General features: G+C 54.4%; 27 protein-coding genes and 1 tRNA gene. 7 read left to right on the top strand and 21 right to left on the bottom strand.

The features are described from left to right. Nucleotides 1-26: 26 nt before the first annotated feature. The 5 genes from A4E19_17905 to A4E19_17885 form a co-directional block, all read right to left on the bottom strand. Nucleotides 27-1316 carry a hypothetical protein gene (locus tag A4E19_17905; protein ID OQW34791.1) on the bottom strand — a complete coding sequence of 430 codons (1290 nt, stop codon included), beginning with the start codon at nt 1314-1316 and terminating at the stop codon, nt 27-29. Between the two features lie 122 nt (nt 1317-1438). After that, nucleotides 1439-1858 carry a peptide-methionine (R)-S-oxide reductase gene (locus A4E19_17900; GenBank protein ID OQW34790.1) on the bottom strand — a complete coding sequence of 140 codons (420 nt, stop codon included), beginning with the start codon at nt 1856-1858 and terminating at the stop codon, nt 1439-1441. Between the two features lie 189 nt (nt 1859-2047). Continuing rightward, nucleotides 2048-2596 carry a hypothetical protein gene (locus A4E19_17895; protein ID OQW34789.1) on the bottom strand — a complete coding sequence of 183 codons (549 nt, stop codon included), beginning with the start codon at nt 2594-2596 and terminating at the stop codon, nt 2048-2050. A 102-nt stretch (nt 2597-2698) separates the two neighbouring features. Beyond that, a complete protein-coding gene (locus tag A4E19_17890) occupies nt 2699-3256 on the bottom strand; it encodes a hypothetical protein (GenBank protein ID OQW34788.1) in 558 nt (185 codons plus the stop codon). A gap of 111 nt (nt 3257-3367) precedes the next feature. Continuing rightward, entirely contained in the window at nt 3368-3787 is a 420-nt protein-coding gene (locus A4E19_17885) for a hypothetical protein (GenBank protein ID OQW34787.1), read from the bottom strand. A gap of 436 nt (nt 3788-4223) precedes the next feature. Between A4E19_17885 and A4E19_17880 the strand changes: the two genes are divergently transcribed. Beyond that, nucleotides 4224-4457 carry a hypothetical protein gene (locus A4E19_17880; protein OQW34786.1) on the top strand — a complete coding sequence of 78 codons (234 nt, stop codon included), beginning with the start codon at nt 4224-4226 and terminating at the stop codon, nt 4455-4457. Nucleotides 4458-4587: 130 nt separating this feature from the next. Here the strand turns inward: A4E19_17880 and A4E19_17875 are convergent, their stop codons facing one another. From A4E19_17875 to A4E19_17850, 6 genes are all read right to left on the bottom strand, one after another. Continuing rightward, the gene (locus A4E19_17875) at nt 4588-5403 is read right to left on the bottom strand and encodes a hypothetical protein (GenBank protein ID OQW34785.1); all 816 of its coding nucleotides are present in this window, start codon (nt 5401-5403) and stop codon (nt 4588-4590) included. Between the two features lie 543 nt (nt 5404-5946). Next, a complete protein-coding gene (locus tag A4E19_17870; protein OQW34784.1) occupies nt 5947-6162 on the bottom strand; it encodes a hypothetical protein in 216 nt (71 codons plus the stop codon). Nucleotides 6163-6418: 256 nt separating this feature from the next. Then, a complete protein-coding gene (locus A4E19_17865) occupies nt 6419-6727 on the bottom strand; it encodes a hypothetical protein (GenBank protein ID OQW34783.1) in 309 nt (102 codons plus the stop codon). Between the two features lie 25 nt (nt 6728-6752). Then, nucleotides 6753-7121 carry a hypothetical protein gene (locus A4E19_17860; protein OQW34782.1) on the bottom strand — a complete coding sequence of 123 codons (369 nt, stop codon included), beginning with the start codon at nt 7119-7121 and terminating at the stop codon, nt 6753-6755. A gap of 42 nt (nt 7122-7163) precedes the next feature. After that, complete coding sequence (locus A4E19_17855) at nt 7164-7400, bottom strand: hypothetical protein (protein OQW34781.1); 237 nt, start codon at nt 7398-7400, stop codon at nt 7164-7166. Between the two features lie 284 nt (nt 7401-7684). Continuing rightward, on the bottom strand, nt 7685-9412 hold the full coding sequence (locus A4E19_17850; protein OQW34780.1) for a DNA polymerase/3'-5' exonuclease PolX: 1728 nt from the start codon (nt 9410-9412) through the stop codon (nt 7685-7687). Nucleotides 9413-9824: 412 nt separating this feature from the next. On the opposite strand from A4E19_17850, the gene A4E19_17845 reads away from it, so the two are divergent. Both A4E19_17845 and A4E19_17840 read left to right on the top strand, forming a co-directional pair. Beyond that, entirely contained in the window at nt 9825-10109 is a 285-nt protein-coding gene (locus A4E19_17845) for a hypothetical protein (GenBank protein OQW34779.1), read from the top strand. Nucleotides 10110-10203: 94 nt separating this feature from the next. Next, nucleotides 10204-10419, top strand: coding sequence for a hypothetical protein (locus tag A4E19_17840; GenBank protein ID OQW34778.1), 216 nt, complete (start codon nt 10204-10206; stop codon nt 10417-10419). Nucleotides 10420-10423: 4 nt separating this feature from the next. Here A4E19_17840 and A4E19_17835 read toward each other — a convergent pair. The 4 genes from A4E19_17835 to A4E19_17820 all read right to left on the bottom strand — a co-directional run bounded on the left by A4E19_17835 (nt 10424) and on the right by A4E19_17820 (nt 15005). Continuing rightward, nucleotides 10424-10513 (bottom strand) — tRNA-Ser (locus A4E19_17835). A gap of 363 nt (nt 10514-10876) precedes the next feature. Beyond that, a complete protein-coding gene (locus A4E19_17830) occupies nt 10877-11251 on the bottom strand; it encodes a hypothetical protein (protein OQW34777.1) in 375 nt (124 codons plus the stop codon). Between the two features lie 1111 nt (nt 11252-12362). After that, the gene (locus A4E19_17825) at nt 12363-13802 is read right to left on the bottom strand and encodes a hypothetical protein (protein ID OQW34776.1); all 1440 of its coding nucleotides are present in this window, start codon (nt 13800-13802) and stop codon (nt 12363-12365) included. 1008 nt (nt 13803-14810) lie between these two features. Continuing rightward, the gene (locus A4E19_17820; GenBank protein OQW34775.1) at nt 14811-15005 is read right to left on the bottom strand and encodes a hypothetical protein; all 195 of its coding nucleotides are present in this window, start codon (nt 15003-15005) and stop codon (nt 14811-14813) included. Between the two features lie 474 nt (nt 15006-15479). Here A4E19_17820 and A4E19_17815 point away from each other — a divergent pair, with 474 nt between their 5' ends. Both A4E19_17815 and A4E19_17810 read left to right on the top strand, forming a co-directional pair. Further along, nucleotides 15480-15842, top strand: coding sequence for a hypothetical protein (locus A4E19_17815; GenBank protein ID OQW34774.1), 363 nt, complete (start codon nt 15480-15482; stop codon nt 15840-15842). A 139-nt stretch (nt 15843-15981) separates the two neighbouring features. Beyond that, nucleotides 15982-16164: a hypothetical protein gene (locus A4E19_17810; GenBank protein OQW34773.1), complete on the top strand. Its 183-nt coding sequence runs from the start codon at nt 15982-15984 to the stop codon at nt 16162-16164. 176 nt (nt 16165-16340) lie between these two features. On the opposite strand, the gene A4E19_17805 is transcribed toward A4E19_17810, so the two are convergent. Both A4E19_17805 and A4E19_17800 read right to left on the bottom strand, forming a co-directional pair. Next, a complete protein-coding gene (locus A4E19_17805; GenBank protein OQW34772.1) occupies nt 16341-16607 on the bottom strand; it encodes a hypothetical protein in 267 nt (88 codons plus the stop codon). After that, a complete protein-coding gene (locus tag A4E19_17800; protein OQW34771.1) occupies nt 16604-16879 on the bottom strand; it encodes a hypothetical protein in 276 nt (91 codons plus the stop codon). The genes A4E19_17805 and A4E19_17800 overlap by 4 nt, the downstream gene beginning before the upstream one ends. Before the next feature lie 243 nt (nt 16880-17122). Between A4E19_17800 and A4E19_17795 the strand changes: the two genes are divergently transcribed. Then, nucleotides 17123-17929: a hypothetical protein gene (locus A4E19_17795; protein ID OQW34770.1), complete on the top strand. Its 807-nt coding sequence runs from the start codon at nt 17123-17125 to the stop codon at nt 17927-17929. A gap of 145 nt (nt 17930-18074) precedes the next feature. Here A4E19_17795 and A4E19_17790 read toward each other — a convergent pair whose 3' ends face one another. The 3 genes from A4E19_17790 to A4E19_17780 form a co-directional block, all read right to left on the bottom strand. Next, nucleotides 18075-18488, bottom strand: a complete 414-nt coding sequence (locus tag A4E19_17790) for a hypothetical protein (protein OQW34769.1) — start codon at nt 18486-18488, stop codon at nt 18075-18077. Between the two features lie 735 nt (nt 18489-19223). Beyond that, complete coding sequence (locus A4E19_17785; GenBank protein OQW34768.1) at nt 19224-19424, bottom strand: hypothetical protein; 201 nt, start codon at nt 19422-19424, stop codon at nt 19224-19226. A 483-nt stretch (nt 19425-19907) separates the two neighbouring features. After that, nucleotides 19908-20228: a hypothetical protein gene (locus tag A4E19_17780; GenBank protein OQW34767.1), complete on the bottom strand. Its 321-nt coding sequence runs from the start codon at nt 20226-20228 to the stop codon at nt 19908-19910. A gap of 783 nt (nt 20229-21011) precedes the next feature. Between A4E19_17780 and A4E19_17775 the strand changes: the two genes are divergently transcribed. Continuing rightward, on the top strand, nt 21012-21413 hold the full coding sequence (locus A4E19_17775; protein ID OQW34766.1) for a hypothetical protein: 402 nt from the start codon (nt 21012-21014) through the stop codon (nt 21411-21413). A 746-nt stretch (nt 21414-22159) separates the two neighbouring features. On the opposite strand, the gene A4E19_17770 is transcribed toward A4E19_17775, so the two are convergent. After that, nucleotides 22160-23446 carry a serine--tRNA ligase gene (locus A4E19_17770; GenBank protein ID OQW34765.1) on the bottom strand — a complete coding sequence of 429 codons (1287 nt, stop codon included), beginning with the start codon at nt 23444-23446 and terminating at the stop codon, nt 22160-22162. Nucleotides 23447-23506 lie beyond the last annotated feature (60 nt).

The raw sequence follows: 23506 nt of genomic DNA, 5'->3' as shown, positions 1-23506 counted from the left end.
GGCGTATCGGCGGGTGGCAATGTGAGCTAGAGCTGGCGGTCATCGGTCGGTTCAGATTGAAATTTGGTCCATCGAAGATTCGTCTTCCCATCAGTGGTGGTAAAGCCACGGTCATGGAAGGCGATGACACTGACGCGTTGTTGTTGCTTTTGAACCGGTCGAAGTTGTGGCAGACCGTCTTTGTTTTGCACGCTCCCGCGAAGGGTATTGACGATCAGCAAGTCGGTCGCGGCCGAGGATTTGATCCCCCAGACGAAGGCGGCGGCACCTCCGGCATAGGTGCCGGATCCTTCCCATTGGCCGACCAAATCAGGATCGACCGTCTTGAGTTGAAAGACCGGGACACTGGTGGCTTCACGTCGGAGTTTCCATAGTTCGGCCGGAATGCGACTTGGATGTTGGTCGATGGAGAGTTTCGTCCAGGTTGCCTGCACGCTGCCGGTGCTGGCGAACGTGTTCGGCGCCGTCTTCCGGTAGGTTCCCTTCCATCCAAGGCCCTTGAACGTGTTGGCGCGCTCGAGTGACCACAGACCGGCTTCAGCATTCAAGATGCCGTCAAACTGCATCATCGATGAGAGCGACCATTTCAGATTCGGCTGAATGACGAGCAGCATGTCATGCTGAGTCGTGCCTTGAGTGAAATGCGTGTGCCAGGTTCCGACGAGGTTGGCTGGATCGAGCGACGTTACTTTCTTAGATCCGACTTGGGGACCCGAAGGAGCGGGAAACGTTTGGGTGAGCGTCACAGGTTCCGTCGGCACCGTAACGGCCTCAGCCTGCGTTCCCCGACCTGATGGAGAGGTGGAGGCGAAAGGGGATGAAGAGAGAGTCGCTGTCAGGGAGGCGCCGTAACGGCCGGCCACGGCTCTGGCCAGGTGGGTGACGGATTCGCCAAGCTGTTTCTGACGTGCTGAAGAGACGATCACCGTCACAAACGTGTCGTCATGCATGAAGGTCAATCGGGACAGGGTCGGAGACGAATCAATTCTCACCGCTCCATCACCCAGCCCGGGAATGAGCTGGCTGTCACGACGTAGACGCTCTTTGTTGAACCATGTCCGCCGGTCCTTACTCGGCGCGTCATCAAGCTGAACCGTGACGGTATTCCCCTCATTACGGCGAGCTTTGAAGAGACAGATGGTCGGTTCGGTCAAGGCGCCTTCCTGAACCGGCTCTCCGAGCGCCTGTTCTGCGTCTGCCACGGTGATGAGGGAGCACGGTGATGGTTTGGAGCCGAAGAGGCCCGAGGATTCGCTGCATGAAAGAAGCAAGAGCGTCAGCCCGAGAAATAGGTACGGTCGTATGCGGGAGAACATTGGTACCGGTGCCTCCAGGATCCGTGGAGGCGGATTCTACCGTGAATAAGCTGAAGAGTGCCAGCCGTGTCGCGATGTGCCGGTTTCATGTAGATCGGGAGAAGCGTAACGACCCGTCACACTCAGCCCGCCACGAATTTCAATGCCACACCGTTGATGCAATAACGGAGACCGGTCGGTCTCGGCCCATCCTTAAACACATGGCCTTGGTGGCCTTCACATCGCGCACAATGCACTTCCGTTCTTGGCACGAAAAGTTTGAAATCAGTTCGAGTCTCGATCACGCGCGGATCGATCGGCTGCCAAAAGCTGGGCCAACCGGTACGGCTGTCGAATTTGTGCTCGGATGAAAAGAGCGGTAGGTCGCAACCGGCGCAATAATAGATCCCGGATTGATGGTTCTCGTGCAGCGGATTGACGAAGGGTCTCTCCGTATCCTCATGCCGCAGGACACGATAGGCGGCGGGGGGCAGTTGTTTCTTCCATTCTTCATCGGTCTTCGTGATTTTCACGATAGGATCGATCTGAATCGTCGGCGGCATGGGGTTCCCTCCTTCATCGGTGATGTGTGTCAGTCGAACAGCACACCAACATCTTACAGGACTTCTGAAGAAGCACACCTTCGCTCAGTGACAGGACCATAAAAATGGTACGACTCGGAAACTTGGAATGCAAGGGCATCGCGATGCCGCCTTGATGCTCGGCTCGGCATCGTCCACCCATAGGCCTTGTCAGTCATTCGCGGGAGTGCTGCGAACCAGCTGCCACATGGTCCTGAAGGATGGATGGGGCTCGGTTAGTTCCGGGTGGGTGAGGTCGACATCAATGTCATAAAAAGAGGTCTTCACGTTCTTGATCTGAGTGACCGGGTACCAGCATTCATACCGTTGCTCCCACCGGTCGCGATAGGCCAGCCGCAGATAACATCGGCTCATCAGTCTCGTGCGGATCGGTGCATCTTGGTCCAGGACGATGGGAACAGCGTGGCGTCGATAGCGAGGACCTTGCGGATAAATGCGTCGGGCTTCAAACCGTCCCTCCCAGCCTGCCAGTTGGACGACACAATCCAGGGCGACTCCACGGCCTACGTTTTCCACCTCCGGCGTGAGCGTGAGCACCTCTCCTGTATCCATAGCGGACAGGTTCGTAACGCGGAGAGCCGGTTGATGCTGGTGGAACTCCTGCTTGGTTTCGGTCACGAGTCTAGACCATGCGAAGATGCCCGCGACACCGATGATCAGGAGAACAAGCAAGAATGCGGTGAGTAAGAACCAGTCCACGGTGAAGCTGTCCTTAGGCAATCCATGCTCCCAATCGGAGCGGAGGAACCCTACGTGGAGCAGAGACGACTGTCAACAACTGTCCGTATGCAGGCGCCTGGGTCACGGGAATGAATGGCGTTTCGCTCGAATAAGATCCGAGATGGGAAAACCAAGTTGCCGAGCCTTGCCGACCAGGCGTTGGTAAGTCGCCTCGTCGAGGTGGGGCCTGCGGGAGAGAACCCAGAGGTAGCGACGGTCCGGTGTGCCGACAAGCGCCGTCTGATACTCCGGATCGAGATCGAGAATCCAATAGTTGCCGTCTCTCGACGGACCGACAAGCCGCGCGAAGAAATTGTCGAAGGTGACCGCGAGTTTGGCGTTCGTGTTGGGATCCACCACCGTCGCGATCCCGTCGGCTTGATCAAGGGTCCCGCTGTCGGTCACGCACTCGTTGTGCACGCCGATCTTGCCGTCAGGACGAACCGTGTAAACGGCTTTGGAGTCGAGGCAATGGCGCTGAAACCACATGGGGAGCCGCGCAATCTCGTACCATGTCCCGGCGTAACGGGCGAGATCCACGGACGCCACCGTGTGAAGAGGTTGCCTCGATTCTATTCCGACGCAACCCGCCACCATGAGCGCGCAGGCACTCAAGAACTTCGCGATACCTGTCTTCATGGCTGACTCCTGTGCATGATCACGATCCTCTTGTCACAGGCCGACGCTCGAGCGATCGCTTACCGTGGGATGGCAGAAAGGAGCTCTCTCTCCACGGAGAACTTCCTCATCTCATGGGTGGTGGGCTTGATCCCGCAACATGAGCGCTCTGGCTCGATTATCCAAACTGACCAGGATCTCGTGGAGACTAAAGAGCAGAATGGCAGCCTCGCACGCCATCCGCCACACCAGATTCCCGACCAATAACACCATGATCCCACCGAAGCGACTAAGGATCGGATATTCCCCATACCCGACCAAAGTCTCGGGCGACAAAATAGCCCAGATCCCCGCTGCGGTGATGAAGCAGGCTCCCACGATATAGATCGTTTTAATGAGATGCGGAGTGACCAATTCTCGAAAGGCGAAGTACCCGCCGTAAAAGCTGGTATACACAACCGGCCTGACAGGCGGCGGAGCAAAGGAATGCCCGCACATCGAGCACTTCGTGGCCGAGGCGTCATTTTCCGTCAGACATTCTGGGCATTTCATAAACACTCCCTTCCATCAGCCGGTAATAAATATGTCGGGCTCTCATCGCGTCTTGCCTGACCGTTCTCGATAGGATGCGATCAATCGCCCTACGTTGTACTGCTCTATGATTTTAAGGAATAGGAGGGGATGTTCACCAGCCTTTTTACCGCACGATCTCTGTTCTGTCGGTGCACCTCAAGTTCTGCGCGGCGAGCCCCACCTCCACGATGTATCCAAACACCGGTGTTTTATCCCCCTTGGAGATAGGCATCAATCGCCCTGTGGCTCTCTTACTAAGCAAGAGTGAGCCGTGAGCGGATCTTCAACACCCCTGCATAACCAGGCCGCAAGGATTATTCCCAGCTCTCAATGTGGTTGCGTGGCGCTATGCTTTCTCCTGCGATGAGAGACAAGAGGGTGGGACGGACGGCCAACATCATACAAGAGAGAATGTATGACTGAGAATTCAGCCGAGCCCGCGGCCCCACTCGACTATAAACGACACCAGATCGTATTGACATCGCGTCAACAGGCTGATCACACATGGGTCTGTCAATACGTCATCCGTGCAGGTGGGAACCCGCAAGCGGACCCCGGCACGGGCCATGCCGACGGCAGCTTTCCATCCCGAGAAGCCGCCGAACTCGCCGCCGTGCAAAAGGCTAAAGCCTTGATCGATCTGTTCTGACGTAGCCTCTTTTTCCTCTGGAGATGGTATGGCGAAGGCAAAGGGAGCCACGCTCTATACGACTTCGGGGTGCCGATTTTGCCACGCAGTCGAAAAGGGAAACCCAGACAGAACATGAGACCGGTGATGCCTACAGCTTGGTGCCGATAAAGATAAAGCTGGTGGTCCTGGCACTATTGAGGGCCGCGCTGTACAGCCGGTGTGTGGCGGCATCGTAAAACGCCACTCCAGTGACCGTCTCGGTTCCTTGGCGACAGGCGCCACCTCCGAATGTCATAGAGGTATGAAATACATTTCCCTTTGCATGAGGGGCAAACGTCCCAGCAACGGTGCAGCCATCCGATGCGTGGCCGGAAAGCGTCCCGGCGGAATCCACGGTCACCGTGACCGTGTGATGGTCGGCACGGAGCCCAGAATAGTTGCCGACCACCAGATTCATGTCAGGGGCCGACTCATAGTCGGCATCGTACGTACTCGTAAAGGTCCCTGTATCTCCGTTGAAGTATACGATCGTCCCGTGAAAGCTCTTGTTCGGCACATAGGCGCCACTCATCGTTGCCGCGAGAATGCCAGCGCCTTCCACATTGAAATCCCTGGTGTTCGAGGAACCGAAGGAGCCGGAGTGCGACGTGCCGGTTCCCTGAACCAGCCCCGCCAGGAGGTTGGGATTGCCGATGGCAGTATAGAACACCCAATACGTGCCGTCATGGAGGACCAGTCCAGCGACGGTGCGACTGGTGCGAGTCGCGCCGGTCCAGCGACCTTCAGCCGATGTGGCCGCGGGCTGCGACAGTGAAGAGAAGTCGCGATTGCCATACCCGCCGCCACAGGCGACGGAAACGAACCCACTATTAAAGCAATTTGCGAGGCTGCCACAGGCAACGAGGCCACTTAGTAAGCAGATTGCCGGAAGACCTCTCACAGTGTTCGGCCATGTCAGGCTCACGGTGGCCTCCTCAAAGGGAGAGCGAAATGTCCAGGGTGTTCACTGTGTCACAGTATCACAAGAAGATAATTCCTTTAAAACGAGCCATGAAATTATTCTTGAGGCTTGGAGCCGGTATCGTTATACATAGGTCAGGCTCATCATGATGAAAATCCTCCAAGCCCTTTCCATCACCGCACTGTTCCTACTTATCAAGCGTCTCGTGGTACGGAAACCTCCATCAGTACCGTACCGCGTCCCAAAGGACGAGTGGCCGAAGATTCGGGGATACCGGCGTCCTTCTTAGGTCAGCGCCTTCATCACCTTCTGGATACCTGAACAGCGTTATCCCTTCTGACAGCAGAAACAGGGAAAGGGGCGTCTTGAACCTCGCTTAAGCCAGGCGAGACAGGCGATCCGAATCTCGCCGAGCCGGAAGGGCGGATGTGAGCGGAAGTGTTCTCGTCTGTAACGCTTATCGATCGTGCACTGGCCATTGGAGGAGGATGATGAATCTCGAAAGGCCGGTAACAAAACCTGTTGCTCCCGCCGGCGTCATGATGATTAATGGTCAGAAGGTGGTTTTCGCGGAGATCTGCCGCGCTTTTTCTGCCACACTTCCAGCGCCGCGTGAAGGATGAGTACCGTGTTATAGATCAGGTCACGTTCGGTGTCCGTGAGCTGCTTGCCGGCCAGCAGATGCCGTTCGATCGGCGTGGACGTCGAGATAAATCGAACCAGTAACCGTTGGAATGGTACCTGTTGCGGATAGTTGACCATGATGTCCTCGTGAATTGACGGTGCGGTGCCAACATTCGCATTTCACGGTCAGTGTGGCCGTCGATGTTCTGTCGGCTACAGATGTCATTCGGTAGTTTGTGCATCATTCATGAGGCCTACAGTCAGGAAAACAGTAAGACGTCACAAGGGCTTACGGTATTGGTCTGCTCCCGTATGTCGAGGTCGTGGAACAACTCCATCCGGTGCAGCAGCCGCCTGTCGATCGTACGCGCATTTGTGCCGGGCCTCTGTATACCTACGATGGATTTTTTTCTTCGACGGTAATGTCTCCCAACTTCGAAATTTGAATTCGCTTTCCGGGATTCTTGACCACCTTGGGGATCACCTTGGTGTCTACGAAATGCCGGAGTTCCTCGATGGACGGGTGGCCAGCCAAAAACTGCTCGTTAAAGACCAGGTGCCAAGACTGCTTCTCGACGCCGTTGTGACAGACGAACGTCGGTCTGATATTCTGGCTGAACTTCACGTCTGCAAATTGCTTTTCTAAACAGGCCCGTATGGCCTGAATTTGTATCGGATTGATCCCACCTTTCCCACTATCCATGGATTCCTCCATCACGTGACGTTCGCTAATAGCAATTCGAAAAGACAGAATTTCTCCATGAGGAAGACATGCAATCCATTTGGGGCTGCTTGATTGGACCATCTGGTCGGCGTCCGGTCGCTGAACGCAACCCTCTCTCCAACGCATCATTGACGAGGACCTCGCGGTCCGCGTCGGTCATCGCGGGGTATTCCTGCCGAAACTTTCGCTGAAGGGCCGGACGTTCCGTGGCGATGTACCGCTCACGAGATTGCTGCGCTGCCTCACGGGCCTGCTGATACAGTGCCTCGCGTTCGTTGGCTGACAAACTGCCGGTTCGATTCGAAATCTGATCAGGTTTGAGGCCGGCACATCCGCTTAGGAGGGTAAGAATGAGAATCACAGCGAGTCGCATGGCGCGCCTCCGTGAGGGGTGACGGTCGGATGGTTGGTGGGATTAACCAACCGATGAGCCGGGAACCTGGCCGTCCACGATCTGACGGCCATAGACAATGCACTGGGCCGTGGCTTCCTCCTCGGTCGCATATCGGCCGGTCTTCACGAAATGGCGACTGTCCTCCCCGTCCTCAGTAATCCATGAAATGAAGACGTTCAATTCCCACTGGCCGGTATCCACAAGATGCCGAGGCGCTGGTTGAATCGTGTAGCCTTTGTAGGTCACGGATTGGGTCATGTCTCATTCCCGCTCCAAGGCATTGCAGATACTGAATCACCACTGTTGCAATGTGGCGGAGGGGGCGAGATTTGAACTCGCGGATGGGTTACCCCATCTCCGGTTTTCAAGACCACCAGAGCCAGACTCCGCGTATTTTTCAAATGTACAGAAAGATACAGAAATCTACAACAGGAGCGAGTTGTAGGTATATTGCCCGGTTTGCATGGCGTTTTGTGGGATGTGAGGGGAGTGAGGGGCGACGGCAACTAGCTCACTATTTAAAGCAGCTTGCCAGAAGGCATCTAAGAGTGTTCGTCCATTCTATCCGGCTTTGCAGCTATGCTTCGAGCGCTGCTTGTGAGCGTCGTATTGCGCTGCGCGAGATGGGCGGCGAATTGATCGAGGTTGAGGGTATTGAGCACACGGTCTTTCGGGACCGCTCCCTTGCGTGCCATCAGCACGCCCCACCCGACATTGTCGATCTCGTCTGTTGAATGGGCGTCGGGATTGATGCTGAACAGACAGCCCAGCTCAAGACCGCGCGCGCACCAGCGCCAGTCCAGATCGAGCCGCCACGGGTTGGCGTTGATTTCGATGGCGACGCCGTGTTTGGCGCAGGCTTTCAGAATCTTCTCCATGTCTACTTCGTAGCCGGGGCGTCTCATCAATTGCCGTCCGGTCACGTGGCCGAGAATGGTGGTGTGTGGGTCGGCGATGGCTTTGAGGATGCGTTCGGTCTGTTCGGCCTTGTCCTTGCGGAACTGACTGTGGATGCTGGCAATCACCATGTCGAAGCTGTCGAGAATCTCGTCGGGGTAATCAAGCGAGCCGTCCGGCAGAATGTCGGACTCGATGCCTTTGAAGATACGGAATCTGCTGCCGAAGCGTTTGTTGAGTGTGTCGATGTGCTGTTGCTGCGTCAGTACTTCGGCGGGCTTTAAGCCTCCCGCATAATGCGCGGTCTGCGAATGGTCCGTCAGCCCGAGATAGGCATAGCCGCGGTCTTTGGTGGCCTGCGCCATGTCTTCGAGGGTGTCCCCGCCGTCCGATTCCGTCGTATGGGCGTGCAGGATGCCGCGAATGTCTGTGTCTGTAACCAGTTCGGGCAGTTCACCATTGAGCGCCAGAACCACTTCCTTGCCGGATTCGCGCAGCTCGGGTGCAATGAACGGCAGGTCCAGCGCGTCGTAGATGTCTTCCTCGCGTTTGCTGGCAAGAAGGCGATTGCCTTTTCTGACACCGTCGCCGTCGAGAATGAGGCCTTTCTGTTTGGCGACCGCTCGTAGGGCTTCGATGTGCTGATCCGAGCCCGTCGCGAGAAGGAGTGTGATGCCGTAGCGCTGGGGACTGGTCACATGGACGGTGAGGCTGTCACCAGCGGTGATTGTGTCGTGATCGCGGTTGAGCCGCGGATTGATGGCGACCAGCGCCATTGTGTTGATGAGCTCGCAGCCGCGGCGGAATTCCCCCGCGGGCGTGATGCACGTGAGGTAAGGATGCGTGCGTTCGAGTTCGGCCATTGCATAGTTGATCGCAGCTCTAGCGCGGTGGAGATGGCGCCCCTGCGGGCGGCGGCTCATCTCGATCCCCTGCAGCACCTTGGCCTGAAAGGCCGGACCGAATCCTTTGGCGGATGTGAGGCGATCCGATTTGGCGGCCTCTTCGAGTTCTGCGAGCGATTTGATTCCGAGTTCTTCGTAGAGCTTCTTGATGCGGTCAGGCTTGAGGCCGGGGATGCGGAGCATGTCCAGCATGCCCTGCGGCGTCTCCGAGCGCTTGGTTTCAAGGCTGGAGTAATGCCCGGTCTCGTGGAGTTGAGTGATGACCCGGGCGAGCGATTCGCCGACGCAGGGGATTTCCGTGAGGCGCTCTTCTTGAATGAGCTGGTCGAGCGGGAGGGTGCTGAGGGCGAGGTTTTCGGCGGCGCGGTGATAGGCCCTGGCGCGGAAAGGGTTTCCGCCTTCCAGCGCCAGGCGGTCCCCCATCTCGCGGAGAAGCTGGGCGATTTCTGAAGCGGTAAGCTGGGGCATGGCGTTACAACGGGCTGTTCATCAGCACCGCCAGGTGCGAGGACTGTTTTTTATTGAGCCTCCCAGGGTCGATTGAATTGTTTTCAACTGAGTTTAAGCCTAATAGGGCTCCAAGGCGCGTGGTACTGGGAAAAGGGATAGAACGACGCACGAAGTGCGACTTCCTAGCGTAGGACAGATCAATGGATTCTGCTCGTCCAGGGGCTTTCCCTCATGTAAGCGAAGGAAGGTGTGCGTTAAAGTAGAACCAATAGAATTTTATAAATGAATACATTGTGATGCCCATTACAGACACTCGGCGTACTCCAACCGCCTATCGTCGCTACCACATCCCATAAAGGTCAGGATCGCTGACCCGAAAGGGACCGGCTCGAAAATGTTATAGATGAATGCACAACAGGAGTTGTGAAGCATGACTGCAAACAATCAAGTCACGTATAACGAGACAGAAAAACGCTATGAAATGCCGTTCGGGAAGCTGGTGGTGTATGCCAATGTCCGCAAGGATAAGGACAGGCTTTATATCGATTACGTTTTCGCACCGCAGGAATTGCGAGGCAAGGGTGCGGCCGGGGAATTCATGAGTAAATTAATGGACGTTGTGCGTGCGGACAAACTGAAGGCGGTGCCCATATGCGGCTATGCCGCCGGTTGGCTCCGGCGGCATAGTGAGTATCAGGATTTAATTTCTGATTAATACCGGTCATCGTTCTTCTTGTATGGGCCGGTAGGCGAGACGCCGATATGATAATGTGCCGGCCCGAAACTTATTGTCCAGACGATCAGTTGAAGTGACCTGCGCTTGGCCGGGGGGATACAACCTCGTCCCTGAGACGGTCGCCATGAGATCAGCGGGTCACACAGCCAGATCGGTCTTTGACCGATACAACATCACGAGCGAGGATAATCTCCGGGAGGCAACGAAGCGCCTTAATCGGTACATGCAGGAGAAAAAGATTACACTTGAGAGCGAAGCTTCTGCCGATACTGACAGACAGACTCATTGAAAAATGGCGGAGGGGGCGAGATTTGAACTCGCGGATGGGTTACCCCATCTCCGGTTTTCAAGACCGGCACGTTCGGCCACTCCGTCACCCCTCCAAACCAAGCTTGCTCCACCCGGAGCCAATCTGATTGTTCTTGGCGACGGGATAAAATACCACTCTTATTTTTTTTACAGACCAACCTTCGGTTGACCCGACGACTAGTCATCGTTTTCTTGTTATGGAGTCGCCGGATAAAATCTCTCTTACCGCCCCGCATCAGCTCGCGCAGTATACGGCGTTCCGGTGGATTGGTAAACACCCATCCACTGTTCTTCGGGAACCTTCAGCATGTCGGCTTCAGTGAGTGAGATGTGCAACCAGGTCGGCAGATGTGTCCCACTCCCTTGCAACTGAGACCATCACTAAGACAAAGTCCCCAAGCGGACGGGAAATGGTGTGCTCATAAAGGCCGTCTCGTTCACACGTACATTGGACGTCCATCGCCAAGAGTGACCCAGCCGCGAATGATGCGATACACGAACCACAATCCGACCACACCGATCGGCAGCCACACGAGGAGGAAGCCTATTCCCAATGTCATGATGATGAAGGCCCCGCAGAGGGTCATCCAGAGCAGGCCGAACCAGAACGTTCGGATCTGCCAGCGGAAGTGCGATTCGAGCCAGGTGCCGCGAGCCTCGCTCCGCTTGATGTAGTTCAGAATGACCGCGATGATCGACGGCCAGCCGGTGAGGAATGCCCCGACCACCGTGGCCGTGCCGATAATGCCGGTCAGCAGGCTGAACGCGTGGAGGGCGTACACGACCTTCGTCCAGGTGACCAGTGAATCCATGAGTTCGCTCCATTCTCACGTTCGGTGGTGAAGGTTGCGTCCATCAGGACCGTACGTTCAGCATATTCACCGTCTTCGGTCCAACGCAAGACCACCAGCTCCCTTGCAGCTATGATGCAGCTCGTGTTGCATGCAGCCAGGCCTTTGGAGAGGGGCGGTGCAATCGGCGCTTTGAAGCGGAGACCTACAGCCAACAGGGGATCTATGTCGAACCCGTTGCAGAGTCCACGGTGGAGAGGGTGCTGGTGAAAGATCGAGAGCTAGCAGCTAGGGGATTGCTGCGAGCAGATCGCTTGCCTGCCAACCACCCTATATGCAACCATTTAGCGTCCCCACCCCTTACCAATTCTCAAAGTATGGGGAGAGACCTCTATCAGGATCGGACACTCCGGTTATGAGCTCCACCTGAGTCGTCTCTATGAGGCTACAGCCATTGTCGTGTCGCGAAATAGCTGAAGATGAGAACGCCAATAATTCCCGCAATGTACAACAGGGCTGTCCTCGCGAGCGGATTGTGAAGCAACTGGACTAAGTTCTGAAGAGGGTTAATAGATACTGCCATGAGTCACCCCTCCCTTCTCACATGGTGTCGGCGGTGGCCCGCCCGTCTCGTCGGAGAGATGGCATTGAATTGTGCGGATCAAATATACCTCAATGGCGACTGAGATCAATACTCTCAATCCCTAGGCTGGTGGCCTTTTGGCATCGGTCGGGCTGAGCTTGAAGTGGACGACAATATCGGTCTTCGACACCCAGACGGGGAGCCGCTTAAAGCCGGTCGAAGGCGAATGGGTTGGCGATGACGGAAACGATAGCACGACGCTTCGGCATAGCGCACACCACACCCTACAAAAAGATTAAAAACCCGTGAGAATGTCAGGGATTTAATAATTGTAAGTTGTAGTGTTAGGGACGAAAGCGCCACCTCGGATCTAATGTCTGCTAGATCCGCCGCACGAACCTACGGTCAGCTCTCACAACTGACGGGCGGAACTCTACGCTGGTCGATGGACAAAAGCTATTAGTGCAGAAACCTATGTGGCTAGGAATGTCTTTGCCAGGACAAGTCAGACCAAAATAATGAGAGCTAGGGATGATCTATTGTGTACCGCTAGTAGACGATGAATCCTATACGTCCGTAACAGCGATTGCCATAGTGGTCCTTATGTTCATTTAGCTTTGTATCAATCCTGTCTCGTTTAAAGCGCTTGTTGCAATATGGGCACTGTACCGTATATGTGAGTCCTAACGGCGATGCCGTCTTTTTTCGAGAAGAACGAAAAGAGGATGAAGACTGGCGGCGACGAGAGGAGCTGTCAACTGCTGAAGTACGGCTGGTTTGAGACGAAAAGGGTGTGGTACCGAAATATCCACCGGTTCCGCCAAGCTCAATGGGAAAGCGAGGTTCGAACGACTGTTCTGTTAGTTTTATGGACTGAACATTGCCAGAAATGAACGACTTGATCCCTGGACCGCTCCGCCCACCGCTCAAGTCATATGCGTAAAAATATTCTTGAGCTACACCGTCCTTCCGTCGCTTGTAGGCAAGTGCATAGGGTTCAACCAGGCGCTCGTAACCGTCGTACATTATCTTCAGAAGGCGTTTGAGACGACCAGCTTCCATAATCGTATTGCGAGAAGTGCTTCCATAATAGCTAACAGTCGCACCCACTCCGGAAGGCAAAAAGGCAGGTTGCGGCTGTGGAACAATCAGTCCAAACAGCTCCGTGATAGCGGAACGGAATGTAGTTTCTGCTTCTTCAAAGGTAAATAGGGAGACCTTCGGGCAGACTAGGTAGTCGTTCCAAAACCCGCGAATGGTTTGAAATGGGATCTCAAACAATAAGTTACAAACGATTTGTGGCGTTGATTCATATATAGTTTTTTTTAGGAATGTCGTAATAATTTCATATCTTGAAACATCGAGTGTTTTTGGAAAGAGGATCGAATAGACAAAATCATAGAGATCTGGAGAATGACGACGATGCAATAAGGCGTTGAGTTTTGAGGCCAGCAATTCTTCCAGCTTATGGCAACGTAACACCGCTTCGCATTTTATGTAATCAGAGTAGCCGTGAATCAATTTACGCCTCTGAATCGGAAGATAAATACGATCGAACTCATTAACGTCAAGCTTCACTTTGAGGGTTACGTCCTCCTCCCCATAGAAACTCCTAAAATACACCCGAGCCTCATAAATGGTGCTTTCCTTATCTGCAAGAGATCGAGTTCCTATCCGATTTTGATCCACTAGAAACTCTACTCCACTATTAGTCTTGGCGAATAAACACGCTTGATCTAATCCATCCCTGAACGATTGTTCGCTTAATGCTTCCTGAGTCGAAAAATCCAGGTCATTAGAAAATCGGGTATTTTCAAAGTAAGCCTTGCGAAATGCATTGCCTCCTTTAAGGATTAAACGATCACGGAGAGGGTTATTGTCCTGAAACAGTCCCGCAAGTAACCATCCAAATACGTAATCGCGTTGAACGTTCGACGGGTGTACCCCTAACTCATCAGACTTCTGATCGATCTCGCATTTGTCAATCATCGACGTACTAACTATTGCCGTTCCTATCGCTATTTAGAGATATGGGCATTTATCTGGAACTGGGTGCTAAGCGTTTTAGGTATCTGGTGAAAACCCATCCTCTATGAGTGATGTCACCATCCGAAAACTCAACAAGAGTCCAATCACGCCCCTTTGTCACTTGTTTCACCACTCGTCCCTGGTTAAGAATTCCAATGATCATAGATGTTCTGCTTGGTGTCTCTCTGACCTTTAGAGCACTTGCCACAATCACACGAAGTTCCTGAAGGTCTTTTGGCTGTAACCCTATGGAGGTTGCTTCGGTTTGTAACTTTTTTATGATTTCCTTCTTTGTGAAAGAGCGATGAATGGTTTCATTGACATGGGGAGTAGTAATGTTGATGAAATAGCCTATGAGAACGGTAAAAAGTACATTGAAGAGCACAAATCTGAGGGGAGTATTCTGCCTTCTGATCTCATCAGCAAGTGAATCTATGGCTTCACTCAGCTTGAGTTGTCCATCAGCAAGGTTGGAGAGGACTTCGCTCTTAGAGGATGATGTCAAGCGGGAGATTTCCGGCCTGGCTCAACCCTTTGGTGTCCTTCGTCGGCTCCGGATTAAACCCCTGTAAGCCCCATACTTTTACCACGCGCATTCGATCCTGAGCGCTCCTGGGTGGACGTGGTTTCGGCGTTGTTCACTTCCTTAGGTCTGTCTCAAAATCTCGTCATCCAGACCATGCATGTGATGCCGATGGTCCGGTTTAACCTTGGTTGCAGTCAACCGAACCATGCTCGCTTCGGCGTTCCCTAGGATTCTAGCTTGTGCGATCATCAAGAACTGAGCTCAGCCGTTCCTTGATCTGGTGTTGCAGAGCGATATGGGACCTAAACCTCTGACGGGCTGAGTCGTTATAAGTCACTCAGTCCACTTCCGCCATTTCTTTCGCCATTTCGATACCACTATGTACATGAGTCCTATAATGGCCCCCACCAAAAACGGTTCGATGATCCATGGCATCATAGCAGTCACTCCTTATATCCTCTTATGCCGCTAGTGTCGATCTGGGACACGACTGCGGAATTTGTTCCGTCACCTCGAAGCGATAGTACCGAAGGGGCCCGTGTTTCGAGGTGGTGATTGAGTTCGTCCGTATTCATGCCGCGATCAAGTATGACCTCACAGGCGATCACGGATACCTGGATTTCGTCATGTAACGTCATGAAATTGACCCTCGTTCTGCGCAAGTAACCCCTCATCGACATCAGGAGGCGGGTGTCTATGTAGGAGGCTATAGGCTATGGGGCTCACCATATGGGACTGGTATATAAACCTGCACTGGGAGCGTCCCTTGCGCATATACACGTATAGATCGTAGATATGCATGCTTCGGAACTTTAGGGCGGTTCCTTGCTTGCGGTTTAGCGATACAAAGCACTAAGAGGGGGGCCGCCGATCATAGTCGGGGAGTTAAGGGCAGGTGTTTTGTGTTATTAGCGTGTTCGCAAGAGCACCAGAACAAGCTGGTCTCTATGATTGAAGGAAAGAGGGACTGCCTAAGTCTTAAGGACTTGAGCAACGCGCGTGGCGGCCTCATTCCGACAGGTGACACCAGGGATTATTCCAGCTTCGGTCTTTCCCTAGACCGGGCTATGCTTCGGGAAAAGATGTCCGGTTCCCAGCAAGGGAGGTGTCGCATGCACGGGTCATTCACGACGGTCGGCGTGAGTTTTCTCACTGTGACGTTTGGTGTGGTTCTGGCCACCGTGGCCTTATCGGCAGAGCGGGAGATCTATGACAAACCCGACGTACAACAACCGGGACGAACGATCCACGGTAAGGTCGTCAACGTGGTGAACCGCGATGTGGCTGCGCACCAATGGGATGTGTCAGTCGAGAACGAGCAAACCGGTGAAGTGGTTCCTCTCCATCTCGACAAGACGACCGCTAGGAAGGCGACGGATAAGGATCCTGCCGTTGGCGATAAGGTGATCGTGAAGTACGACGAGCACAGTAAGCATGCCCTAAGTTTTGTATCGGACAAACCGGCGAGCAAGTAAGACCATCGAGTCTCATGTCCCCTGACCCTGATGTTGTCCATCGCAGAGTGGCTCGAAGTTGCCCGGATTGAACTGAGTACAGGGTTTCGCATGACAGCACGCACGGTCTCTATAGCCGGCTTACCAAGGAGAGACGACCATGGGAAAAATCGTTGAGTGCGCCAAGGTTGATCCGTCATCCGGATGCAAGCACGTTGTACGGGGCCAAACCGAGGAAGAGGTGCTGAAGAATGCGGCGGAACACGCGAAACAACACGGGATCCGAGAGGTCACCCCGGAGCTCCAGGCCAAAGTAAAGGCGGCGATCCGGGACGAGAAGTAGGGATTCCGTGACGAGTTCGTCTTGAGAGGCCTGCTCAGAGCGTTTTATCGCGTCGATGCCGGCTTGATTCACGGACCGGTCGCGCACAATGGAAATGGGCCGATCATCGCGGAATAGCTCGTGTATCGTTCATTATCCCTGGTCTGCCCACATAACGCTACTGCGTGGTTAGCCACTCAGTAAGCCTTCTGAAAATCCGGTTTGCTGAGCACGCGCACGATGTCGATGCGGGCCCCGGATCGCGTAAAGACCACCCGATAATCACCTGCTCGCAATCGATACAACGGTGTTTTAAAGCCCTGCAACTTTTTGATCCGTTTGCCGTCGGGAATGGGATTGTCGGCGAGGCGGGCACAGTCGGCGAGAATTTGATTGGTGATCTTGTCGGAGAAGGCATCCAGATCGCATTGTGCCTTCTCGGACAGAAACACCCGGCAGGTCACGCGGTACGGACTTTCTTTCTCTTCCGCGTAGCTTTGTAGTCGGATAGGGACATGGATCGGCCCGCGCGGATGTCTTTTAATCCTTCTTCGATCTTCTTCCGCAACTTTGCGCTATAGGCCAATAAGGCATCCTCGATGTCGTCTTCCGTCACGGGAACCAACATGGCGGTCGGGCGCCCATGGGTGGTGACGAGGACGGTGTTCCCTCGTTCGACGGTCCTCAGCATTTCGGACGTCTTGGTCTTCAGCCCTCGCACGTTGGTGAATCTCACGAGTGTCTCCCTTGTGGTCGCAAGTGTGGTTACATCGTAGTGTCTCCCTGCAATCAAGTCAAGGACCGTTGCGCATGGATCAACCCAATTTAGAAATGTCCGCCTGTATGGTCCTGCCGCTGCTGGGTGTTGTTCTCGATCCTGCCACCGTTTGCGCCACGGGTGGGTCGGTTTGGGCGTGATCGGCCGGTGAGAGGGGGACCGTGGGAAAGATAGGTTGAAACTATGAGGGCTGACTTCCGCATGCAAATTCATTCCAAGGGGTTCTCCTATTGCGATAGCTCTCTCAATGGCTACGATGAGGGTATGGCGCTCGACGACCTGTTTGAGAACAACAGCATGCTGCGAGGTCTCCCGCTAGCGGAGCGCCGGTCGATTGTCCCCTCTTGCGACATCATCGAATTACACCTCGGCGACGGGATCGAAGAAGCCGGTCGCCCCATTCAGTTTTTTCACTTTCCTATCGATTCCGCCATCAGCTTGACCAATGCGCAGGACCAGGAACACATCGTCGAAGTGACCGTGAGCGGAAGAGAAGGCTGTAGCGGAGCGTCCATCCTGTTGGGCGACAACCGCTCACCCTGTTTGGCCATGGTTCAAATCCCGGGCAGGGCCGTACGCCTCGCTGCAGCTGAAGTGATGGACAGACTTCCAAGTCTGCCCTATCTGCACGCGGCGCTTGCCCGATATAACTTGCTGATCATGAGCCTTGCCGTCATTTCCGTGGGATGCAGTCAATTCCATTCTCCCGCGCAACGTCTGGCCCGTTGGCTCAAAGCCCATTGGCAACGAACGGGGATTGAATCGTTTCCGTTCTCAAGTGACTTCCTTGCTCTTCAAGTGGGTGTGGATTCCGCGATTGTGAAAGAGTGGCTGATGGACTTCAAGAAACAAGGGATCGTGGATGTAGGGCGAAACATCGTCATCATCCTGGATCAGGAGGGGCTCGAACGGGAGGCGTGCCGCTGCTACAGCTTGGCGAAAGAAGCGGTGGAGGAGTATGTCGACGCCTTGGGGCATCTTTCGAAAAGCCATAGGCAGCCATCTTAACCCACTAAACTGTCCACCTAATTGAATGGTAGGGAATTCGGAGAGATTAAGCGGGAAACCACGGTACAAGACGGTAAATGGCGGTAGTGTACGGTCACGCCATAGGCGACGTTCTTGCCGCCGTTTATGCTGCCGATGGTCCGGTTCAACCCGGGTTGCAGTCCACCGAACCATGCTCACTTCGGCGATCCGTACTGTCGTTGGATCGAATCCACAGGGCATAATTGTCATCGTCGACATAGGCCGTAATGCGGTCTCCTTTCTCAATGACCGGCTTGTCCGTCCTCTTGTCGGTAAGCAAGCTCACTTCTTTCCCACTTTCCTCCTTTACGACATAATAATCGCCGTCCGTGCTGATCAGCTCACCGGAAATGATAAGGGTGCCCCTCTCGTGATCTTGTTCGGCCCGCAGAGCATTTTGCCCGGGCGGTATTTCACATAGAGCTCTTTTCATTCCGCTTGTTGCAAAGGCCACATCGCTCATCAGGATCATGGTGAAGAGCCCAAGAAACAATACAGTTCCGCCTGTCGACACTGGAACACCTTGTGAAGTCATCATAAATCCCTCCTGCTTCATAGGTTTGAGTGAGGTCTTTCGATGTGACTCCAGGCAGTCAACGGAGTACTCCACTCTTTACGATAGGGTTCCTAATAAAGAAAATGCTATCTCTAAGCCTGTATCGCAAAAACCAGTAAGTCCCCTAGGATATCGGCTTTCAGGCACGATGTCGTTTCGTAGCGACGCAAACAGTGGAAGATCGAGGGTAATGCACTTCGCCCGGCGACGCGTTTCCCTGGTACAATGAAAGCATGCAGTCAAAGAAACATCTCAAGCCTCGTCTCGGTCCTAGTGGCACAAGGAAAGACCACAAGAAGTTAGTCCGCTTCAGCGGGTCCGACAAGAACACCGATCACCAACTGCCCGATACCAGCCGTATACCGTGGCTTAGCCGCGAGGGTGTGACCACTCATGAGCCCCCAGTATCAAGAACCAGGTCACCTCGATTCACAAAGTAAAGTTCCCTCGAACAGCAAGACCCTAGCGGAAGTTCGTCGTCTTATTTCACCGAGAACCAATCTTTGCCATGCTCACTGGTATAGAGATGGGGTATGAGGAGATGCTGAGGCGTTTCACAGTGCGGTTTCGACCGTTTCCAAGACCGACGCGGACGATCAACCGCTCCCTTCGATGTCACACCCGACTGTGAAGGAGTAGGCAAACTAGGATGGTTTGTCCGGCGCAGCAGGTGGGACGGTAGATCAAACCTCGTCGTGCGAGGTGCAAGGAATCTATCTACCGTTGGTGTGCCAATACCTTGGGGGAGGCTCGAAATGCGCACATGATGCGAAAGACATCGGAAGGATAGTTCTCCGCCATTTCCAATCGAACACGATCTCCCTCCGGTTGACACTCCTCATAGGTCGCAAAGCTTTTCAATATCACCTGTTCGGTATCAGCGATAGGCAGCAGCAAGACGATCACGAGAAGCCACACAAGCAGTGTTTCCTCTATGCTGCATGACGACCGTCATTAAGGTAATACAGGTCCCGTGAATGTGATACTAGGAAAGCGCATAGTGTGCGGGAGAGCCAAGTTCGGATGTGGACGCGCCTGCGAGCACGTTCATTTTTCCTGGTGGTGCAAAGCCCAAATGGGTGCGCTTGGTCTTTCAACAGCAGGACCGGTTTGGAGTTTGGATTCTACTCAATCCACCGGAACCGGCGTCACCCAAGGAGAGGATGGTTCCATGTCGACAAAACAAAGGGGAAACACCGGCCCCACCCCGGGCCGTACTGAGCACAGCGGATCAGCGAAAAGTAGTGACGCATGACGCCCTGTTAATTCGTCAGCAAGTGAGTCACTAGCAGCGCAATCCCCCACGCTATTACGTACGCGAGCAGCAAAAGCTCCGTTGTCATCTCGCGCCGAAAATCACGCCACTTGTTCATGAGTTCCTTCCCGTGTTGATCGGCTCGGTCACGCGCTGAACGAACTGCCGCATCCGCACGTCGTCTTGGCGGTCGGATTCTTCATCACAAAACCCGAACCCTCTGTCCGGTCCACATAATCAACTTCCGTCCCGACCAGCAACGGAGCGCTTTGCGAATCCATGATGACCTTGACGACACCCTGTTCAACGATTGTGTCATCCTCCTGCATCGAGGACTCCAGCGACATCCCATATTGATAGCCATGGCACCCACCGCCTTTGACATACACTCGTAGACCGACGGTCTCCTTGTCCTCTTGCATCAGTTCGTGAATCTTCTCTTCGGCCTTTCTGGTGATTGTAATCATTGTTGGATCCTCCTGTGTGCGCACCGTTGTACCATCCATTTCCATGAGGGCGATGCTTCAGCCACCGTCTTTTCACCGACAAGCCGGTCTCTCTTGAACAACGCGACGACATCATCGGTTCGTTCCGGATTCCGGCAGGCACGCCGTGAGCCCCTGTTCAGTGGCCGTGGTGCACCCAGACGCCAAGGACACCAACCCTCAGAATTCAAAATCACTGCCTCGTTGAACTGAAGGACACTCGATCTTCGAGGAAACGGCGGAGGACCGAGGAATCAGACGCGCCGGTGTTGGACGGAATGCGCGCTAGCCTGGACAGCTGACGGGCTCACAACACATAGGATCACCCTGATCGCATTCGCTACCGGAGTCAAGCGCTATTAAGGGTACGTTCAGTGGGCGTTTGGCGATTCTTACGATGACCCGGCATTGGATGAATGCGGTAAAAGGAACGCCCCGCATCGCCCAGACCTACATTATAGTGCTTGACTCTGAGCCTCATTGCGCCCAGGGTGATAATGTCCCGTATGAAGCTTCGGTGACTGTCCCATCTCTTGCGCTTCCTGGTTCTTCTCAGCGTGACCGATTCCTCAGTCTCCGCCGCTCCGATGCGAGAGTTCTCTGAACGGCTGCAGGCCTTGGGTGCCAAGGTCTGCCGATGGGAGGTGGAGAGGACGCCGGTCTGCTCCACTTGTGGGGACGTCGTGAGGAATCTCTGAGAATGAATACATTCATGGATAGCGCACTGACAATCGGATTGTTCTATTCGGGTATGGAGAGACGACAATGACGACACGGATAGTTCTGATGTTATGCGCGACGGTGGTGATCGGTGGGTCATTCTTGACCGTATTGGCAAACGGCCCCGGCAATGCCGAGGAGATGATCACCCTCAATGATGCCTGGCTGACGGCAAAGACCAAGACGACTCTGTTTACCGACGCTCGGGTTAGGGGAAGAGAGATCAATGTCGAAAGTGTACAGGGTGTGGTGATGATCCGAGGCCAAGTGGATTCCGACAAGGCAAAGCAGACGGTGGAGGATCTCGCCAAAGGGATTGGCGGCGTCAGATGGGTGAAGAACGACTTGCAAGTAGTGCTGCCATCCAAGCGGGATGCGGTTCACACCGAAAACGAGGTGATTGCCACTCGTGACCAGGCCGAACCGTGCCAAGACCGGGTCAATTGATTAGCCGGTAGATCGATATTCCAACGCGGCCATCGCCGCTCATCGCATAGTAGAGAGGCAGGCGATACGAAGGTTGCAAGATGAAGTGCCTGGTTGGGGGCTGCAAAGCTGTGGTTTGGTGACTCGGTGGACTTAGTGATACACGGAAGGAGACATCATGGATGCAAACTGGCTGACATTTGGTGCAGTGATTCTTGGGTTGGTGATTGCGGCTGTCTTCGTCTACAAGAAAGGTCAGCAGCCCTAACGTGTCTCGTCCGATGAATTCCGTGCCGTGGTATTGATCGGTCTCGCTTCAAGAGACCGGACCACAATATTATCGGCGGGTTCCGGAGGGCCTAACCGCCGACACCTTGTGAGAAAGGCGATGACCTATGTCGGCTTCTAGCAGCCCATTTTCTCCGTTACGCAAAGAAATCCATGGGTTCATCCATTCCTGTGAAGCCATCCTTTGTTCTCCGGTTCTCGTCGGCAACACGCCGTTATCATCAGAAGAGCGAAAAATCGTTCAGTATTACTCAGAGGAACTGAAAGCGTACCTGCGCGCACGGCAGCTACACTGAGGGACGCTGCGGCGTTTCATTGCGAGTCCAAAGGAGATCCGGCTTTGTCGGATACCGGCAAGCGAGCGGGAGTAATTCCGTATGTGGAAGGTTGTTGAAGTTACGGGGTCGGATACCTTTTATACCTTGGCTGACTCCCCCGGCTAAGGGATAAGCGCGAGAAATCATACCACGGGTGGGATTCTATTCTTGCCGTATTTGTTCCATCCCTCCCATATAGGGCCGCAGGGCGGAAGGAATCTCAACTGAACCGTCTGGCTGCTGGAAATTTTCCAAGATGGCCACGAGGGTTCGTCCCACGGCAAGACCGGAGCCATTGAGGGTATGGACAAAGTCGGTCTTGACGTCTTTTTTTCCTCCGGTCGGCCGATACTTGATGTTCGCTCGTCTGGCCTGAAACGATTCGAAATTGCTGCAAGACGAAATCTCCCGGTATTGTTGCTGCGACGGCAGCCACACCTCAAGGTCATACGTCTTCGCCGCGGAAAACCCCATATCACCGGTGCAGAGGGTAATGACGCGGTAGGGGAGATTCAAATCCTGCAAGATCGACTCGGCATGCCCCGTCAGGCGCTCAAGCTCTTCGTAGGAATGATCTGGTGTCGTGAAGGCCACGAGTTCGACTTTGTTGAATTGGTGAAGCCGAATCAGACCTCTCGTGTCCTTCCCATAGGACCCGGCTTCTCGTCTGAAGCAGGGCGTGTAGGCCGTATAGCGCAGCGGCAAACGCTCGCCACTGAGGATTTCCTCACGATGCAGGTTCGTCACGGGCACTTCGGCGGTGGGAATGAGGAAGTAGTCTTCGTCTTTCAGGCGAAAGAGATCGTCTTCGAACTTGGGAAGCTGACCGGTTCCGGTCATCGTTGCGCGATTGACCATGAGGGGAGGAATGACCTCTCGATAGCCATGTTGGGTGGTGTGCCGATCCAGCATGTAGTTGATCAGCGCTCGTTCCAACCCGGCGCCGGCCCCCGTCATGACGGAAAACCTGGCTCCGGCGATCTTCGCGGCTCGATCGAAATCCAGGATGCCAAGGTGCTCTCCGACCTCCCAATGGGGTTTAGGAGGATTCGAAAAAGTCGGGATGGCTCCCCAACGGCGGACCTCCACATTTTCTGATGCATCCGTCCCCACCGGAACCGAGGCATGGGGCAGATTGGGAATGCGTAGGGCGACATCCGTGAGCGCTTCTTCGACCTTTCGCAGGGTTCCCTCAATGTCCTTAATCCGATCCCCCAGCCGTTTCATCGCCGCCATGGCTTCGTCGGCCGGTGCTTTGGCCCGGCGCAGCCGAGCCACTTCTTCGGAGCCCTTATTGAGTTCGGAGCGAAGCTGCTCGACCTGCATGGTGGCGGTTCGACGTTCTTCACTTAGTTTCTGGATATCGGCCCACGGGACATCGTTCCCGCGTCGTCCGAGCGCGGTACGGATGTGGTCGAGGTTATCGCGGAGATGTTTCAGATCGTACACAGGTCGCTCTTCAAAAAGCGGTTGGAATCTAACATCTGAGTTCCGGAGAGTCAACGAAAC

Origin of the sequence: Nitrospira sp. SG-bin1, assembly GCA_002083365.1 — a bacterium.
GTDB lineage: Bacteria > Nitrospirota > Nitrospiria > Nitrospirales > Nitrospiraceae > Nitrospira_D.
The sequence above is the reverse complement of the archived record's forward strand: the minus strand, read 5'-3'. Positions and strand labels throughout refer to the sequence as shown.

Coding starts and splice junctions, on each gene's coding strand:
- A4E19_17905 (OQW34791.1), bottom strand. CDS start 1,316: ATGTTCTCCCGCATACGACCGTACCTATTTCTCGGGCTGACGCTCTTG.
- A4E19_17900 (OQW34790.1), bottom strand. CDS start 1,858: ATGCCGCCGACGATTCAGATCGATCCTATCGTGAAAATCACGAAGACC.
- A4E19_17890 (OQW34788.1), bottom strand. CDS start 3,256: ATGAAGACAGGTATCGCGAAGTTCTTGAGTGCCTGCGCGCTCATGGTG.
- A4E19_17885 (OQW34787.1), bottom strand. CDS start 3,787: ATGAAATGCCCAGAATGTCTGACGGAAAATGACGCCTCGGCCACGAAG.
- A4E19_17880 (OQW34786.1), top strand. CDS start 4,224: ATGACTGAGAATTCAGCCGAGCCCGCGGCCCCACTCGACTATAAACGA.
- A4E19_17870 (OQW34784.1), bottom strand. CDS start 6,162: ATGGTCAACTATCCGCAACAGGTACCATTCCAACGGTTACTGGTTCGA.
- A4E19_17865 (OQW34783.1), bottom strand. CDS start 6,727: ATGGATAGTGGGAAAGGTGGGATCAATCCGATACAAATTCAGGCCATA.
- A4E19_17860 (OQW34782.1), bottom strand. CDS start 7,121: ATGCGACTCGCTGTGATTCTCATTCTTACCCTCCTAAGCGGATGTGCC.
- A4E19_17855 (OQW34781.1), bottom strand. CDS start 7,400: ATGACCCAATCCGTGACCTACAAAGGCTACACGATTCAACCAGCGCCT.
- A4E19_17850 (OQW34780.1), bottom strand. CDS start 9,412: ATGCCCCAGCTTACCGCTTCAGAAATCGCCCAGCTTCTCCGCGAGATG.
- A4E19_17845 (OQW34779.1), top strand. CDS start 9,825: ATGACTGCAAACAATCAAGTCACGTATAACGAGACAGAAAAACGCTAT.
- A4E19_17830 (OQW34777.1), bottom strand. CDS start 11,251: ATGGATTCACTGGTCACCTGGACGAAGGTCGTGTACGCCCTCCACGCG.
- A4E19_17825 (OQW34776.1), bottom strand. CDS start 13,802: ATGATTGACAAATGCGAGATCGATCAGAAGTCTGATGAGTTAGGGGTA.
- A4E19_17820 (OQW34775.1), bottom strand. CDS start 15,005: ATGACGTTACATGACGAAATCCAGGTATCCGTGATCGCCTGTGAGGTC.
- A4E19_17815 (OQW34774.1), top strand. CDS start 15,480: ATGCACGGGTCATTCACGACGGTCGGCGTGAGTTTTCTCACTGTGACG.
- A4E19_17810 (OQW34773.1), top strand. CDS start 15,982: ATGGGAAAAATCGTTGAGTGCGCCAAGGTTGATCCGTCATCCGGATGC.
- A4E19_17795 (OQW34770.1), top strand. CDS start 17,123: ATGCAAATTCATTCCAAGGGGTTCTCCTATTGCGATAGCTCTCTCAAT.
- A4E19_17790 (OQW34769.1), bottom strand. CDS start 18,488: ATGATGACTTCACAAGGTGTTCCAGTGTCGACAGGCGGAACTGTATTG.
- A4E19_17780 (OQW34767.1), bottom strand. CDS start 20,228: ATGATTACAATCACCAGAAAGGCCGAAGAGAAGATTCACGAACTGATG.
- A4E19_17775 (OQW34766.1), top strand. CDS start 21,012: ATGACGACACGGATAGTTCTGATGTTATGCGCGACGGTGGTGATCGGT.